4 protein-coding genes are annotated in these 17754 nt (G+C 39.4%); 3 read left to right on the forward strand and 1 reads right to left on the reverse strand.

Annotated features, from left to right (window positions below):
• Positions 1–292: 292 nt before the first annotated feature.
• A complete protein-coding gene (locus A1QC_RS13315; protein ID WP_017026270.1) occupies positions 293–13891 on the reverse strand; it encodes a DUF5801 repeats-in-toxin domain-containing protein in 13599 nt (4532 codons plus the stop codon).
• A 446-nt stretch (positions 13892–14337) separates the two neighbouring features.
• On the opposite strand from A1QC_RS13315, the gene A1QC_RS13320 reads away from it, so the two are divergent.
• From A1QC_RS13320 to A1QC_RS13330, 3 genes are read left to right on the forward strand one after another with little or no spacing between them, the layout of a single operon-like run.
• Positions 14338–15726 carry an HlyD family type I secretion periplasmic adaptor subunit gene (locus tag A1QC_RS13320; protein ID WP_017026271.1) on the forward strand — a complete coding sequence of 463 codons (1389 nt, stop codon included), beginning with the start codon at positions 14338–14340 and terminating at the stop codon, positions 15724–15726.
• Positions 15727–15728: 2 nt separating this feature from the next.
• Positions 15729–17039 carry a TolC family outer membrane protein gene (locus A1QC_RS13325; protein ID WP_017026272.1) on the forward strand — a complete coding sequence of 437 codons (1311 nt, stop codon included), beginning with the start codon at positions 15729–15731 and terminating at the stop codon, positions 17037–17039.
• A gap of 10 nt (positions 17040–17049) precedes the next feature.
• Positions 17050–17643, forward strand: coding sequence for an OmpA family protein (locus A1QC_RS13330; RefSeq protein ID WP_017026273.1), 594 nt, complete (start codon positions 17050–17052; stop codon positions 17641–17643).
• Positions 17644–17754 lie beyond the last annotated feature (111 nt).

Consider the following 17754-nt stretch of genomic DNA (forward strand, 5'->3'; position numbering starts at 1 on the left):
TCGTGATGTCAACAATAGGAGGCACCTTTGCCTGCGAATCAGGTTTTCTGAATATCAAATGTTATTCATTACATGGTTTAAAGCGAAAAGTGTGCCAAGTTTTAAACCTCGCTAAGTTGTTGTTATTACTTGGCTGAGGTTTAATTTAATGCCTGAATGCACTTCATACGTGCACCATCATGAAACATTTGATGCGATATTTGCGACTGTTAATAAAAAAACACCTCTTAGAGGCAGCTAAGAGGTGTTTGAATGGTTCATCATTTATGATGATGTGGCTTTCAACGTGACATTAACTATCTACTGTAAACGCATTATGTTGAGTAAATAACTGATTAACAATGTCGTTAGAACTCGCACCACTGTCTAAACCTAAAGACCCTGTACTGATATTATCCAACACAATAACTTGTTCACCATCAGTACCAGAATTCACCGTTAAGTTGATCTTACCATCGTCTTCAACAGCGGTAATATTCGCAAGCATATCATCCATTTGAACCCCTTCCGTATCACCATCTGCAAATAAATCACGTATGTCAATTTGGTCAATATCAAGTTCAAAGTCTTTGATGATATCCGTGGTCGGTGAACCGGTTGTTCCGATATCTTCAGCATGCCAAACAAAGGTATCTGACTCTCCGTCACCTGTACCTTGGTAATCACCACCCCAGAGTTCATCATCACCCGCACCGCCGATTAAAATATCCGAACCCGCACCACCGATAAGGATGTCATCACCATCCGTACCGACGATAGTTGAAGATTCTTCTCCATCAATTAGAATAGATGTTTGTGAGTAGTTGGCACCTGTAGCTTCAACAATTACTTGACCATTAGCCTCAACCTGAACATCAACTAATACATCAGATGTCATCACAACGTCATCTACTTGCTTTGTTACCGTAACATTAAGTCGGTGCTCACCTTCCGGTAAATCAGTAATATAAGCATTAGTTAAATCTTCAGGTAATATCACAACTGAACCATCAGATAGCACAGTGCCCAATGACTGACGATTGGAATTCACAATATTAGCAAGTCCTACATTATGAAGTTCAACTTGCAATAAGTCCGAAGCATTCACTTTATCATTTAACAATGCTAATAGTGGAATCAATGCTAACTGAGCGGCAGTAACTGACGCTGTTGGCACAAATTGTCTTGCGGTTAAAGGCGGGCTTGCCATACGCATACTTTCACTTGCTAGTGGTGTACCGGCAGACACATTCACCGTTATCGTACTTTCATCCGTCTTAGCTCCACCAGAACCAGTATTCCCATTATCGCTGGCCGTCACAGTAATGGTTGCTGTCGCATCAGTAAGCCCATCAGCAACAACATCATAGCTAGCGGTATACTCTATGCCACCACTAAGGAGATCATTAATATCATCAATATCTCCAGTTAAAATCAACTTGCCATCAGTCGAATTATCAATTAATACACTACCAATATAATCACTAGGTACTGCTAATGTACCGCTATCGGTCAATAGTGTGACCGTCATTTTTCCTGAGTCCGTATCTACTACATCAACATCAGTAATGCTAATTCCATCAACGACTACAACAACACCTTCAGTTGCATTGATCGTTTCTGTCGGAACTGTATTAACAGGTGCATCATTGACAGCAGAAATCTCAACATGAATGATTTCTTCCACTGCTAAATCATCAGTGGCCACCGTACCGTTATCAACAGTTCGAATATCAACCTGTAAGTCTCCATCCCAATTAGTATTATTTGCATCACCAGGAATAAACTGAATGCTATCTAACGTATTTTGTTCAACGGTAATAGTCCAAGTAAAGGTTCCATCACCTTGTTCTTCAAATGTCCATTCAACGCCATTAATCGCTAAGAAAGAACTTGATGCAGGCACATTACTAATCGTAATTTGAATCGATTCAGGTCCATTTTCGTTGACATGAGCACCGTATTCTTTTACCTCTCGGTTATATTCAGCGCTAGACTTATTATCGACGGTTGCGATACCCAATGTCAGTGTAATACTGTCTTCATCACTTTCCGTTCCTTCTACAGAGGTTACAATATTGGTATCAATATCATCAGCCACTGCCAACACTTCAACCGTAATCTGAGAGGTAAAACCAACGACTTCATCTAACAAATCCTCTTTGGTATAAATCACGACATCAACCGTCAAAGTACCACTGAAATTTTTCGGTGGAACCAAACTTACAGAGCTGAGATCAAAAGTTGTCTGACCACTAGGAACATTAACACTCCACTCACCACCACCATTATTCGTCGCGCCTATTAACGTAAAACCTTCAGGAATATTTTGCAACACAACCGAAACGATTTGCTCTGAACCATCAATATCTTGCAAAGTCACGCTACCACCAGCTAAAGAAATAGCCGTATCTTCATAACCAGTTAAATTACCACCAACCGTTTGTATTTCAACCTTATCATTGACCGCAACTACCTCAAAGCTAACCGTTGTTTCAACTGTTTCACCCGTATCTATTGCAGTACCACCAACAATATCAAATGTTGCAGTATCCGTAATGACGGCACTTATCGTGACCTCTACATTGCCACTAAAGTCTTCATTTGGAATAAATTGAACATCAGTCAAATCATTAGGACCGAGTACTAACACACTTACCAAGTTATCATTGTCATCCAAAAAATAACCTTGTTCAGGGCTAACACGAATCGTCAAACTGTCAATAACTTCTTGACCACCTTCCACGGTATTAACCGTATCTCCATACGTGATATTAGAAAAATCCAAATGAATAGTGGCATCTTCATAAGCGACATTGTCATACGTAACGTCTGTCGTACCATCAGAAATATCAATCGGCTGTTTATCAGCATCTAAGCCCGAGCTAGTGATAACATCAATAATAAGTTCAGGTCTATTCGTTGCATCATCACCAATATCGACCACTGGATCAATTTGCACCGTGACTATTTGAGTCGCTTCTTTAACATCACCACTAATGGTGTCGGTGGTCACATACTTTATTTCAAAAGAGAAATCACCGGCATAATCCGCAGGTGGAATTAAATGTAATCCACTTAAATTGACAGTGCCATCCGCATTAATCGTCGCTTCATAAATATACTGGTCAGTTTCAAAGTCCATCACCCCGCCGGAGAACATTAAGCCAGTAGGAATAGAGCCTTGACTCGCCGTAATCACAACCGTTAATACATCATTAGGGATCTCACTTTCGAAATCGCCATCGACATCATCTGTCGATAGAGAAATTGAATTATTCAATATTAATTGTGAACCTAAGTTAATCCCTTGATCTTCGGTCCCCGTTACTACGGTATCTATTGCTTCAATTTCAGCCGCTAACTCTGTCTCTGTTTTCTGATTATTAGAAAAATCTAGTTCAATGGTCCCTCGAACAATAGTCTCAGCACTAATATCTCCTTCATTATTATCACCCTGATCTTGTACTTTTGCGATAACCTTAATACTTACAGTATCTGTATAACCTGCAGGGGCATGAATTTTGACATTATCCAATGCACCAGCTTTTACTGTCCAACTACCATCACCATTATTAAGTGCACCTTCTACTACAAAACCTTGACCTTCCGGCAAGTTAATACCTCTAAAATCAAGAATAAACTCAATGATCTCTTCACTACTCGTGAAATCGTTTTCGGCCCACATAAATTGGCCAATTCCAGTATCAACACTAAAATCAATCACACCGTCAGTATCACAAGTGATATTATCAACTTTATCAATAATACCATCACCATCCTCATCGACTCCTGTACTAACTACGATTTCACCTGCACCTTCAGAAGATGTATATGGATCACCTTCAGCTTCAACTTTCGCTTGTACATCAATATCAAGTGTTCCATAAATAGTACTAGTCACTGAAGGCTCTTCTACGTCGGCATCATCTTGTTTCACACCTACGTCGGTATATAACTTAAAGTCATTATCAGAATTTACAGGGCCTTGAATCTGCAACTCAGCTCCTTGATTAACTAATTCATCAAGATAGCTATCTAAATTCAGTTCACCAGCCTCATCAAATGATAATTCAATCGGGTCACCAGTTGCAGGCACAAAGAATATTGAATATCCCGTCGTGTCTGCGCCTTCTTCAAGCCTTATGGTTAGTGAAGTAATATACTCTTGATTATCAGAAAGCGTTGGCATCCAATTTAAAGTAACTGGCGTGTCCTCTTCACCTTTCGTGACTTTAGTATAATCCGTAGCATCAATCACAGGAGCGATATGAATTAAGATATCTCTTTCAAATTCAGCAGTATCACCATCGGCTTCAGTTACAACAACATTAGCAGTAAGTACAATATCTTCAGTACTATTTTCTGGTGGAATGATCTCAATATGATCAAGCGAATCGATACCAATTTCGAAAATAGGCTGACCATCAGCACCTTTTCCTACATAAGTCAGATCAATAGTTTTCCCATCAGAACTTCTGACAACCACACCTTCTGGAATACCTGAAATCACTAAAGAAACTGTTTCAGATTGATCTCCGGCTAAAGCATTCTCCAGCTCACCGCTGATCACTGAAAAATCAAAAATAGCAAAAGAATCTTCATCAATCGTAATTTCAACACCTTGTTGGATACCATCTTCTTCAATAACGGACCAGTCTGAGCCCTCTGTATCGAATTCAGGTGAATCTGCAATACCTTTAACAGAAATATTCACCACTTTACTTTCTGTAATGTATTCAGAGATCTCCCCATCATTGGTGCTATCAAAGGTAATGCTATCCCTTACAATACCTTCAATAGTAATGGTAAATTCACCACTACTTTCTGGGGCCGGTTTGTATTGTAGACGAGATAACTCTTCGTACGCTATTTCATAAGCACCATTAATCATCGTAACTAGTTCACCATCAAGTAGTAATAGAGCACCTTCAGGCAAGCCACTGATACGAACAAATAAAGCTTCAGATGCATCAGTATTATCATCTGACTTAGTTAAAGTAATGATGCCATCAAGCGTAAAAGCAGTATCCTCATTAGTATCGACACGAGAGACAATTAAGGTTGCTGGATCGGCATCAGGCTTTACAAGTACAGTCACTAGTTTAGGTTCAGAAAGCGCATTTTCTTTTCCATCAGCAAAAGGTGTTTGCTCTTCACTTTGAGCAATCACATTCAAATAAATTTCACCACTGAAATCTTTACTCGGCGTCACCGCCAAGCTGGAAATATTATTGGCTGAAATTCGTTGCCACTCAACGCCTTCGATAGTAATAGTGGATAATCCAGTTCCAGAAATAGTTCCTTCTGAGCCATCTTCCATCTTGATTAGGTAATACAAGACTTCCGAATCATCCTTATCGATCAAATCAGCAACTAAGCCATCAATAGCAATAGCAGAATCCTCAGTACCTTCATATTCCGTCTTATTATTGCTATTCCATACTGGGATATCAGCGACACCATCTACTTTTATGATGATTTCACCAGTAATATGCTGTGAACCACCATCAACGCCATCGGGATTGTCCCCAGTAGAAAAAATATCAGCTTCAACATCGAAAGTAATACCATCAGTTGAAAAATCTTTAGTAGGTACAAAGGTTACCCCAGAAATAACAATCGTGCTGCTACCTGCGACGGTTGATATCGCACCTGAAGGGATTGTTACTTTATTATCAATACCAATAGCTAATGGCTGACCATTGTACCAAAAGAGACCTTGAGTGCCTTCGGGAACCGTAATTTTTAAAGTACCATCCACTAATGCTTCATCACGATCAACATCACCAAGGTCAATCGAAAAATCTATAGCTATCCCTTCTGTTGAGTGAAGTGGATCAGGAGAGTCATTCGTACCTAAATTATCGAAATCATCAAGGTTTTGACCATCTTCCTCAACACCATCAAAACTTTCTGGAATAACAAATATAGGGTCAGTATCATCCAATACTAAAGTGACCGTACCGTCACTTGCATCCCCATCTTTATCAACCACTCTTGTCGGTATTTCTAGAGTAATCGTATAATCCACATGAGATAAATTATCTTCTGCTTTAAACGTAACATTACCATGCTCATCAACACTCATTTCCCCAAGTTTGATACCATTAGCCCAAACTTCTTTATCCTCGAATGGACCATCATGATAGATATTTCCTTCTCCATCATGAGCATCAAATTGAAGTGATAAGGATTGTAGGCCATCGGCCCCTTCACCTGTTGGGCTCAAGTTACCGGTTATCGTCTTTCCTTCATCAACCTCATAAGTTTTACCATCAATAGAAGGCGTATCATCCTTTACAGTAACGACGATAGTACTATTCGTATAATCATCACCCACACTTTGACTAGGGACTTTATCGCCATCTTTATCCACGGCATAAATCGGTAAGTTAATACCTAATTCTAAACCTAAACCCGTATCAGGGGTTTCACTGTTATGATCAATAGCCTGAAGTAATATAAAGGTGTACTTACCATCAGGAGTAAAGCTCAGTGTGAATATCGGTACAGCTTCACCTGCCACTATGCCGCTGAATGTGCCGTCTTCATTTTCAATTAACGTGACAACCTTCCCACCAGAGGTCAGGCTTGGATTTAAAGTTGTAAATTCATCGACATCCACTTTAAAGCTATCAATTTCATCACTGCCTAAATTAATGGTTATTTGACCTGATGTTGTTTCAGTATCACTGTCTGAGTTAGAACCGTAGTGATCTTGGCCAGTATTATCAATAGCAGATTCATCAACCGCGGCAGGGGAATCAACAACGAAAGCTGGAGGCAAGCCATCATTAATCGTGAGATCAATACTTATGGCTTCGTCAAGCAAATCTCCATCAGTATCTTCTATTTGAACAGGTAATAGAATATGAATTTCGGAATCATCTACCCTAACAAAACCAGATGTATTATTTGATGAGGCCGTTTGATCGTGATCCAAAGGTAAGTATTGAGTGATATTCACGCTAATATCCGCATCTTGACCATTGGTGTTTTGTGTCGCGGTTATCGTGATGATTAATGCATCTTGTCCGTTAACTTGGCCCGTTATCGTGTACGTATATACTCCACCCTCAGAACTTAGAGTAGTGTTAAAAGTAATGGCTTGCCCGCCAGAAGTGAGATCCGATTCTAGCTCTGCCATAAAGTTGGTAAGATCATCTGGTGAAATTTGCACCTTACTTGGATCTAATCTTTCAACGCCTGCGGCAATAGTAATATTACCTGTCGTACCATCAATAGGATAAGCGTTTCCGTCTCCAGTCATACCATCAGGGTTTAAATCACCTTCAGTGATCGTAATCGTGGTTATCGCACCGTTGTTAATGGCTCCAGTCGCATTATCACCATCATTAATAGTAAAAATAATTGACCCATCTGCAGTATCATTATCAAAATCAGTAGCGGTGATACCAATATCAAAAATAGTACTTTCACTGTTACCTTGATCAATCGGCCCTAAAATAGTCACCGTATAGGCACCATTATCATCTAGCTCAATCGTCATTAAGGTTTCTTTTGGATCACTATTGTCGTATACCGTAATTAAGTGCTCTTCAACAACAAATGACGTTTCGTTACCATTTGAAGTCAAGCCTATCAGTGCCGGTTGATCGGTTTGAAAAACAATCGTATCAATTTCATCAGCACCAACATCGATGGTTATTTGTCCTGAATTTGTTGTGCCCGTATCAGAACTAATTGCATCATTATCATTGAATACCAAACCTGATGTATCTGGGTTAATGACTGGGTTTGTGCCATCTTTTATCGTGATATTAATCTCTGCAGGTACACTCATATCACCATCATAGTCGGTTGCAACTACGTTCAATAATAGATTTAGTTCATTACTATCAGGCTGATCGATAGAAGCATATTGTTGAATTGAATAGTTACCATTTAAGTCATCAAGACTTATCACAAAAATAGGGTTACTCACATCACCAATAAAGACCGTGATCACACCATCTGTATAATCCACTTCGGTATCATCGCCATTAGAAGTAATTGCTTCTAAAGCAACTCGTTGATCATCAGTAAGTTCAAATCTAATGTCACTAATGCTGTCACTGCCAATATTAATGGTGATTTTCCCACTGTGTATGGTGTCAGTAGAATCACCATCCACTTCGGTAATCGTAATACCACTATCAGTACCAAATGAAGGATCTGTGCCATCATTAAATACGATATCAACATTAACCGGTGTTTCATCACCATTGGCATTTACAAGTCTGTCACCATCGGTATCTGAAATTTGAATTGGTACAGTAAAGCCGAGCTCATCAAGATGTGTTGAATCATCTGCATCATTGGCACCATCAGGATGATCTAGAGACATATATTGATTAATAATGACTTTAACCGTCACACTGCCATCAGTTTGTAGTGTTGGAGTAAAGCTCACCGTAAAGACAGTTTCACCATCCTCATTCACCGCGGTAATGGTGATTCTGCCATTATTAGGATTGTGGGTAATATTGTCAGATAATATTACGACACTGTCATTAGATGTAAAACCTAGCGCAACAAAATCTGATTTCAGTGCTTCATAATCGTTCAATACCAATGACATTGGATCTAAATCATCATTAGTTGCCGGAATAATAAAATTACCAATTAAAGTCGCCGGAGTAATGAAGACATTATTTAAACCATTAACGTCTAAATCACCTTCTGTCACTTCAAAGCTAGGTTGTATATTTTCACTGGAAGGGTTGGTTCCATCATTAATCGTAATATCAATCGTAGTGCTCGCTGTATCACCATCCATATCAATAGCAACAACATCAAAATCAAGCGTAATGCTATCTTCCGTTTCTGGCTGGTCAATCGGTTCAAACTGCTGAACTGTATAGCTGCCATCTTTATCAGTATTATTAAACGCGATCTCTAAAACCGTGACATCTTCACCACCAAATGTCGATGGTATATATACTATCAATGCACCATCATCAGAAATATAAAATGACGTTTCTTGACCATTCGAAGTAATCGCATCTAATGACATTTCTTGCGCTTCTGTTAACGCAAACGTTACGACATCAATAGCATCACTACCGGTGTTTAGCACAAGATTGTTTGTGATCACACTAGAGCCTTCTTTTTGCTCATCAATGACCGTACTTACTGTGTTATCTCCACCCACGACAAAATCAAAAGTAGGATCCGCTCCATCAATGATAGCGACATCCACATTCACTGGAGTTGGTAGGCCATCGGCATCGGTTAAATAGTCCCCATCCGTATCTTTGATTTGTACTGGAAATTGAATATGAATTTCTGAATCTGTCTGCGTAACTAATCCTAATTCACTGTCAGTTGTACCATCCGTATTTGTTGGTAAAGTCTGATGATCTAATGGTAAAGTTTGCGTAATACTGACGTTTAAATACACATCATGGCTATCTGCAATTTCTTCAGCCGAAAATTTAATAGTAATAGCTTCACTACCATCAGCCAATGAGCCTGTCAGTGTTAAGGTTGCCAGATTATATTCAAAAGTCAGCGCTTCCCCGCCAGAAGTTAACTCCGCTTCAAGTTCAACGATAAGTGAATCAATATCAACCTGAGCAATTTCAACCGTATTAATATCAAGTTTTTCAACACCAGAAAAAATGCGAATAGGTTGAGGTTGGCTAGTGAGAGGGTATGGATTTTCTAAGGTGTCCGGTGTCAAATTACCTTCATCAATGGTGACAGAGCCATTCGTACTAATGCCATTTTTACCATCAGTAACAGTAAAGCTTAGCAAACCATTTACCGAATCTTCATCAAAGTCATTCGCAGTAATACCCAAGTCGAAGGTTGTGCTGTTACTATCACCTTGATCTATTGGACCTAAGACAGTTACGGTATAATTACCATAGTTATCAGTTAACTCTATAATGATTAAAGGCTTGTCATCACTATCAAACAACGTAAGTGTTGTTTTATCCTCAGATAACTCAAAACGAGTTTGTTGACCATTTGATGTTAAGTTAGCAAAAGTGGATTGAGCTTCTTGGAAAACAACGCTTTCAATCGCATCAGAACCTGTAGTAATAATAACTTGTCCACTATCACTGATTCCACCATCGCCGGCTTCAACAGCATCACTTTCATTAAATATTAATGCCGACTCATCGTCTTCAAAAATGGGATCGCTCCCATCAATGATGGTGATATTGATCGGTGTTGAATCACTAGGGTCGCCATCTTTATCAATTGCCACCACATCTAGGGAAAGTTGAATTGAATCATCCGCAGACTCTAGTTGCTCTAAGGGTGCAGTTTGTACAACATCGTAAGTTCCATCAGGATTTAGAGTAATCGTCAAAATTGCTGTATCTTGAGTGTCACCCAAATATACAATTAGCACATTACCTTGAATATCAAAATTAGTTCCTTGACCATTCGATGCCAAGCTATCTAATAACGTGGTGTCACTTAACTGGAACTCAAACTTTTTAATATTATCTGAACCAAGATCAATGCTGATCTCACCCGAACCACTGCCACCCACATCCGTTTCGGTGTAGCTTACTGGGGTTTTTTCTACAATGCTTGGCGCAGCGTTATCTTGAATGGTCACCGTCGTATCAACAGCATTGGTCAAGTAATCCCCATCTGAATCCTGAATTTGGATCGGCGCATTGATTACGATATTGTCTCCATTCACTATTACGCGACTATTGTCTCCTGTCGCGGAAATATGATCGAGAGGGATATTTTGGGTCCAAGTCAGTGTGATCTCAGCATCATTCCCCACATTGGTTGCCGACACTTCTAATGTCACAACCACAACACCATTTAGTGTGCCGGTAATAAGGCTCCCCATTGCTGGGTCAACTGAAAATACAATATCACCAGCGCCATTTTCGGTAGTGATCACCTGATTTAAATCCGCAATCAACTCAGCCAGATAAGATGAATCTTCTGGCGAAAATGTAATCGTACCGGGGGAGAGACGATCATCTCCTGCTTCAATCGTAAAGGTCGTGGATTGACTATTGTCTCCTGCTGGATCTAAATCCGGTTCAAGGAAAACCAAATCCGTCGAGCCTGACGTGACCGTTCCATTCGAATCAGCGCCGTCAAGCACAGTGATCACAATAGTGCCATCTGCGGTATCATTATCAAAGTCCGTCGCCTGAACGTAGGCGTCAAACGTAAGAGAACCTGTTCCATCCGCACCCACCGACGTATCTTGATCAAGGGGGCCGGTAAGTTTGACGGTGTATGTACCATCTTTAGCAATGGTGATGGTAAGGATCAGGTTACCTTCACTGTCTGTTAAGGTTAAGACATTTTCTTTTACATCTACCGTTGTCGATAAACCGTTACTGGTGATTCCATTAAAAGCGGTTTGTTCTGCCGACGGTTTGAATAATAATGTCTCAATGCTATCGGAGCCCACCGTTAATGGTACTTCACTGCTTCCATCATCAATGATTGTCGAGCCAGCACTCACACCATTTTCATTTAATATGGTGCCAGAATCGGCTGAAAAAGTAGGGTTGACACCATCTTTAATATCAATCGTAGCTTGGATCGAGTTGCTTACATCACCGTCTTTATCATAAGCGACCACATCAAGCGCTAAATGAATAGTGTCATCGGTTCCTTCTTGCTCTAACGCAGCAGTTTGTACCACATCAAAGGTACCATCGATATTCATGGTGATGGTTAAAATTGGTGTCTCTTTTGCACCGTCAACATAAACGATAACTTGATTTCCATTAACTTCATAAACGGTATGAAGACCATTGGTCATTAAGCCTTCTAAGCTAGGTTGACTAATATTAAAATCAAAATAATCAACGTTATCAGAACCAACATCTAAAGTAATAGATCCCGATGCCGTTACATTATTTGTATCAGAATCTAAATTATCTTGTAACTCTGCAAGATCACCAGCGCTAAGGGCAGGTAAGGCTCCATCATTAATAATGACATCAAAATGAGCAGGCCAGTTTAATGAGTCTCCATCAACATCTTGTAATTGAATTGGAATATTGATAGAGATTTTACCATCTTCCACATGAACAAACCCAGCAGTATTTGGTGTTTTTGAATGGTCTAATGGCTGAAATTGTTCAACTGTCATAATGACATCAACAGCAAAAGGATTATCAATATTTTGTGTTGCTGTCAAAGTGAAGCTGATGACAGTTTCACCATTCAAAGAACCGATGAGAACACCGTCCGCTGTCACGGAGAAAGTCAGCGTTTCACCACCTTGAGCGGTAATATCTGAATTCAACTCTGTAATTAATGCATTAATTGTCACAGGAGCAAATTGTATCGTTTCTGGCACCAAGCGCTCTACGCCTGGTTCGATAACCATAACAGGGGACGGTATAGTTAAAGGGTATCCGCTCGGATCATAATCCGGTTCCGTCATCTCGACGGTTTGTTCTTCGCGCCCCCTAGCATTATCACCATCCAATACATCAATCTGAATTTGGCCAATTGTTGTATCCCCATCTTGATCCGTTGCAATTATATGGAAAAAATAGCGTCCATCATCACTGTCACTAACCTCTCGAATCGGCTGTAATAATTGAGCGGAATAGCTGCCATCATTAAATATTTCAATAATAACCGCAATTTCACCTTCAACATTAAAAACGGTTAATGTTGAACCATCCACAATATAGTCAACAGGCTTACCATCTTCATAGGCTAAGGCACCAGTGAACTCGCTATCATGCAAGTGAGTAAATTGTTCAGGTAAAAATTCAATGGAAAAAATATCATCAGAACCAATATCAATGGCAATTTTCCCATTCATAACTTCATTTATATTCTCTGATTCATTAATTACAATACCAGTATCATCACCAAAGGTTTGCACCACACCATCAGCAATAGTTACATCAACTGCAATAGCTTCATTTAATTCATTACCACTGCTGTCTTCACCTTGAATATCAACACTAATAACTAAATTATCATTTTGATTTGACACCTTTCCTGCTGTATCACCAGCTTCATAATGATCTAAAGAATTATTGAGCGTGACTGACACCATAATATCAACATCACGGCCATTTGGAGAAGAAGTCGCTTCAATTGAAATAACAAGATAATCTTCACCATCTAGACTACCAACAATTGAATTTGTCTCCGCATCAAATACAAAGGTTAATGCTTGACCAGAAGAAGTGATTTCTTGGCTTAGCTCAGCTAAAAGAGCATCTAAAAAAGAAAAAGTAAAAGTATCAGAATTTAAAGGTAAAGTTCCTGCACGAACGAAAACAGAGACATCCGTTGTAATAGGATAAGACACTTCACCTAAATCTTTTGGTTCACGATCACCTTCCACTAAGGTAACAGATCCCCTCCCCCCACCTAAGGCGTTTAAAATAGGAACAGTATTATCTTCCTCCTGTTCCTCATCAAAGTAGCCATAAGTATCATGACCAGCACCAGCTAAAATTTCCGCATTATCGTATTCAACAGCAACATAACCAGTTGATGCAGTTTGTTCCAGTGTCGGTAATAGCTCTTCCTCTACCGTGTTTTTATTAGTAGATTGTTCATCATCTCTGCCATCTTGCTCCATTCTAGTATTATCTTCAGCAACAATATGGGCTTTAATTGTGGCGATATCACTTGCAGTAAATTGGCTATTCGATAAATCATTAGGATCAATGATAACTGTTGGATCCAGTGGAATAATGATGGGGCGTTGGGAAGCATCAGTTACCGTGACACAGGTAGCACAATCCATTTCAACCGTTTGAGAACCCGATTGTGTAGTAATGACATAACGTGCATTTGGATTCGCCCATATTAAATCTGGGGAAGAAAAAGTAGATTCTCCCGCAATCGGCCTCAATTCTTGTGCGCTATCTCCTACGAAGACTTCTCCTCGTTCGACAACAATACTTGCTTGATTAGAATTAACATTATCCATACTGCAGCTTCCACTTATTTACATGAGCAAATTAAAGACAAAGGCCATTAAATATAAATAGTAACCTATTGAATTTATAAAAATAAAAAATCAAAAAACTCTAAATTCCTTATTTTTATATCTTGTCATAGTTACTTTCTGATATTTAACAACACAAATACATTTTTCAACAAACTACACGCTCATTACATACAAACAATTGATAAACTTATATGAAATCACTTTACCTCAGCGACAATGAAACCTAATATACACAAAAGTTTACAACACAGTCTACATTTTAGACCTTTTAGGTTTTTTCTTATAGTAGTAATAGCCTTTTCCTTAATAATTGTAAGACTAAGGCAACAAAATGATAAGTATTTAAGGTGTAAAATGAGGAAATTGCAGAATTTTTAACTATTTTCTGGCTGGAATTTTTCCGCCGCAGTAAGAATGGGAAGTTTATGAATCATGGACCTTCATTAGTCTCGAGCGAACACATGGATTTTATCGATGATAAATCTGCTGCGTTACTTCTCAGCACACCTAAAAGTGCTCGTATTCTTTTGTGGATCATTATCAGCTTTTTTATTCTTGCTATCGTTTGGGCCTCATTTGCAAAATTAGATAAAGTCACAACAGGTTCTGCCAAGGTGATCCCGTCATCTCAATTGCAAATCGTTCAAAACCTTGAAGGTGGCATCGTAAAAGAAATGCTTATTAAGGAAGGGCAATCTGTCGTAAAAGGTCAAAAATTATTGCTTATCGACGATACTCTTTTTCAATCTAGCTTTCGTGAAAAAAGCCAAGATCTTGCTAGCTTAAAAGCTGACAGTATTCGCCTTCGTCAAATTATTCGAAATATCGTGATTGATAACTCGGCCTCTGATTGGCAATCCAAAGTAAAACTGAACGTTGCTCCCTTAGTGTTCGACGGCGAGTTTTCTGCTCAGCACGCCAGCCTTATTTTACAAGAACAAAATGAATACCATGATGTGATGGCAAACTTCCAGAATGAACTGAATGTCACCGCCCAACAAATTAAACAAAAGCAACAAGAGCTCAATGAAACAAAAAGTCGAGCAAACAGCTTAGCTAGTAATTACAGTATTATTCGCCGAGAATACAATATGACAAAACCACTGGCTGATGAAGGCGTAGTTCCTCGGATTGAATTATTAAAATTACAACGCTCAATGAATGATAGCCAAAGAGAACTCACTTCTGCCCGCATGCAGCTTCCTGTGATTGAATCTGAAATACAAGAAACGACTTATAAATACACTAATATTGCTTCTGATTTTAGAACAAAAACACAACAAGAGCTAAGTGATGTATCGAATAAACTTTCTAGCATGTCTGAGATGCAAGTAGGCTTGCAAGATAAAGTGACTCGAACAGTTGTTACCTCCCCTGTAACTGGAACCATCCAGAAAATCCATGTAAATACTATCGGTGGCGTGATACAACCTGGTATGGATTTAATTGAAATTGTTCCAACCGAAGACAGTTTATTGATAGAAACGAAAATTGCTCCACAAGATATCGGCTTTTTATATCCAGGACTAAAAGCAATCATAAAATTTACCGCCTATGATTTTACTAATTACGGGGGGTTAGAAGGTACACTGGAAACCATTAGTGCTGATACTATCCAAGATGAAGAAGGGAACAGCTTCTATCAAGTAAAAATCCGCACTGATGAAAACAGCTTACATGGCCCAACAGGAACTGATTTACCGATTATTCCAGGGATGACAGCTTCAGCAGATATCATTACAGGAAAGCGAACAGTACTGGACTACTTATTAAAACCAGTTCTTAAAGCAAGACAAACGGCATTGAGAGAATAACTATGAATAAAAGACACTTATCGAAGGTCGCCTTACTGATCAGTAGTCAATTTTTAGCCTTTACCACTCAGGCAGAATCGCTTGAACAAGTAATAGCTAAAACGTTAGCGACTAATCCCGACATTCAAAGTGCCTATAACGAATACATGAGTCGGGTGGCACAAGGTGATGTATCGGAAGGCAATTATCTACCGAGTGTAGATTTAGAGGCAGGTGTTGGCTATGAAGATTACGATAACTCATTAGGAACACAAGGTGAGTTCGATCCCCGCTATGCCCAACTTTCAATTCGACAATTGATTTGGGATGGCTCAAGTACATACAATGACATCCAACGCACGGCTTCAGAAGCGGAAGCTCAACGTTACCAACTATTGTCTGATGCGCAAGATATGGCACTACAAACCTCTGAAGCTTACTTAAAAGTTCTTGAAGCCCAAGAGCTTTTAACGTTAACTCAAGCTAATCTTGACGTTCACAAGAGTATTGTGAAAGACATTCAAAAGCGAACTGACTCCGGATTAAGCTCCACAGCTGATCTTACTCAAGTGGAAGGCCGATTAGCCCGAGCCCAAACTAACCTTATTTCAGCTCAAGGTAACCTTACCGATCAAATTTCTAACTTTATGAAATTAGTCGGTGAATACCCTGAAGGCTTAAAAGTGCCTGATGTTGATGATGACTATCTTGCCGTTTCTATCGATGATGCTTTGGCTAAAGCAAAGGAAAACAACCCAGTTTTATTAGTTGCTAAACACGACATTGATGCCGCTCAATCTCAATATGAGCAAGCAAGAGGAACATTATTGCCGACCTTTACAGTAGAAGGTTCTCAGAAATGGGGTGATGAACTTGATGGCTCAGAAGGCGATACCGATGAGCTTAAAGTCATGCTAAAAATGCGCTACAACCTTTATAACGGTGGCTCTGATAAAGCAGAAAGCCGTAGTGCTGCTTATCAAGTCAACAAAGCAAAAAACATTCGTGACCGCGCTTATCGTATGTTAGAAGAAAGCACACGTTATGCCTGGAATGCCCGTGAACTGGCTGAGCAACAAAGAAAATACCTAGAGCAACATGTTGATTTGTCAGCAAAAACAATCATTGTTTATGAAAAGCAATATAAACTAGGAAAACGTACACTCCTGGATTTGCTCAATACTGAGAATGAGCTTTTTGAATCACGTAAAGAGTATATTTCAGCCTATTACAATGGCCTTTACGCGAACTTCCGTTTGCTGAATTCTACAGGATTACTATTAGACTCTTTCCGTGTCGACTTACCACAAGAATGGACTGAATCTAATCAATAAGGAGCGAACTATGAAAACTATTTATTTTACCCTTTTAGCCTTATTGCTCGCTGGTTGCTCTTCTATGCAAGCAGAAGATCCACCAATCGTTCAACAAAGTCATGACTTACTCGACTCTGATGGCGATGGTGTGATTAACGCCCGAGATTATTGTGTGCAAACCCCTAAAGGTGTAGTAATCGACAACACAGGCTGTCCAATAGCTTCTGTACAATCAGAACAAAACAAGCTGCACATCCTTTTTCCAAACGATGTTGATCAAGTCCCTCGCGCTTTTCTCAAGCAAATACAAAGCATGAGTGATTTTTTAGCTAAGTACCCAAGTACCTACATAACCTTGAAAGGTTATGCTAGTCCTGTAGGAAAAGAAGATTATAATTTAGCGCTTTCGGAAAGACGTTCTGTCAATGTTCGCAAGGCCTTAATCGACGCAGGTGTAGCTCCTGACCGTATCCAAACCATTAGCTTTGGTGAAAATGAACCTGTTCAAGCCAGTGATAAAAATGTCGTTAATACCTTAAGTCGCCGAGTAACAGCAACTGTGCTAGGTATGAATACCGACATCAAAGAGAATTGGACGATTTTCGATCAGCGCGCTGAATAAAAACGATATTTTACCAAATCTCCACATAAGCAGTGTTGTTTATTTGTTTCTTTCAATGTACAAAGAAGTAACACTGCGTTCAATCTACACGCTCAGGGCTCTGCCTTACAT

This window comes from Vibrio rumoiensis 1S-45, from assembly GCF_000286955.2.
Lineage (GTDB): Bacteria > Pseudomonadota > Gammaproteobacteria > Enterobacterales > Vibrionaceae > Vibrio > Vibrio rumoiensis_A.

What these genes read in the sequence shown, in the direction of transcription:
- A1QC_RS13325 (WP_017026272.1), top strand. Translation starts at nt 15,729, where the DNA reads ATGAATAAAAGACACTTATCGAAGGTCGCCTTACTGATCAGTAGTCAA.
- A1QC_RS13315 (WP_017026270.1), bottom strand. Translation starts at nt 13,891, where the DNA reads ATGGATAATGTTAATTCTAATCAAGCAAGTATTGTTGTCGAACGAGGA.
- A1QC_RS13330 (WP_017026273.1), top strand. Translation starts at nt 17,050, where the DNA reads ATGAAAACTATTTATTTTACCCTTTTAGCCTTATTGCTCGCTGGTTGC.
- A1QC_RS13320 (WP_017026271.1), top strand. Translation starts at nt 14,338, where the DNA reads ATGAATCATGGACCTTCATTAGTCTCGAGCGAACACATGGATTTTATC.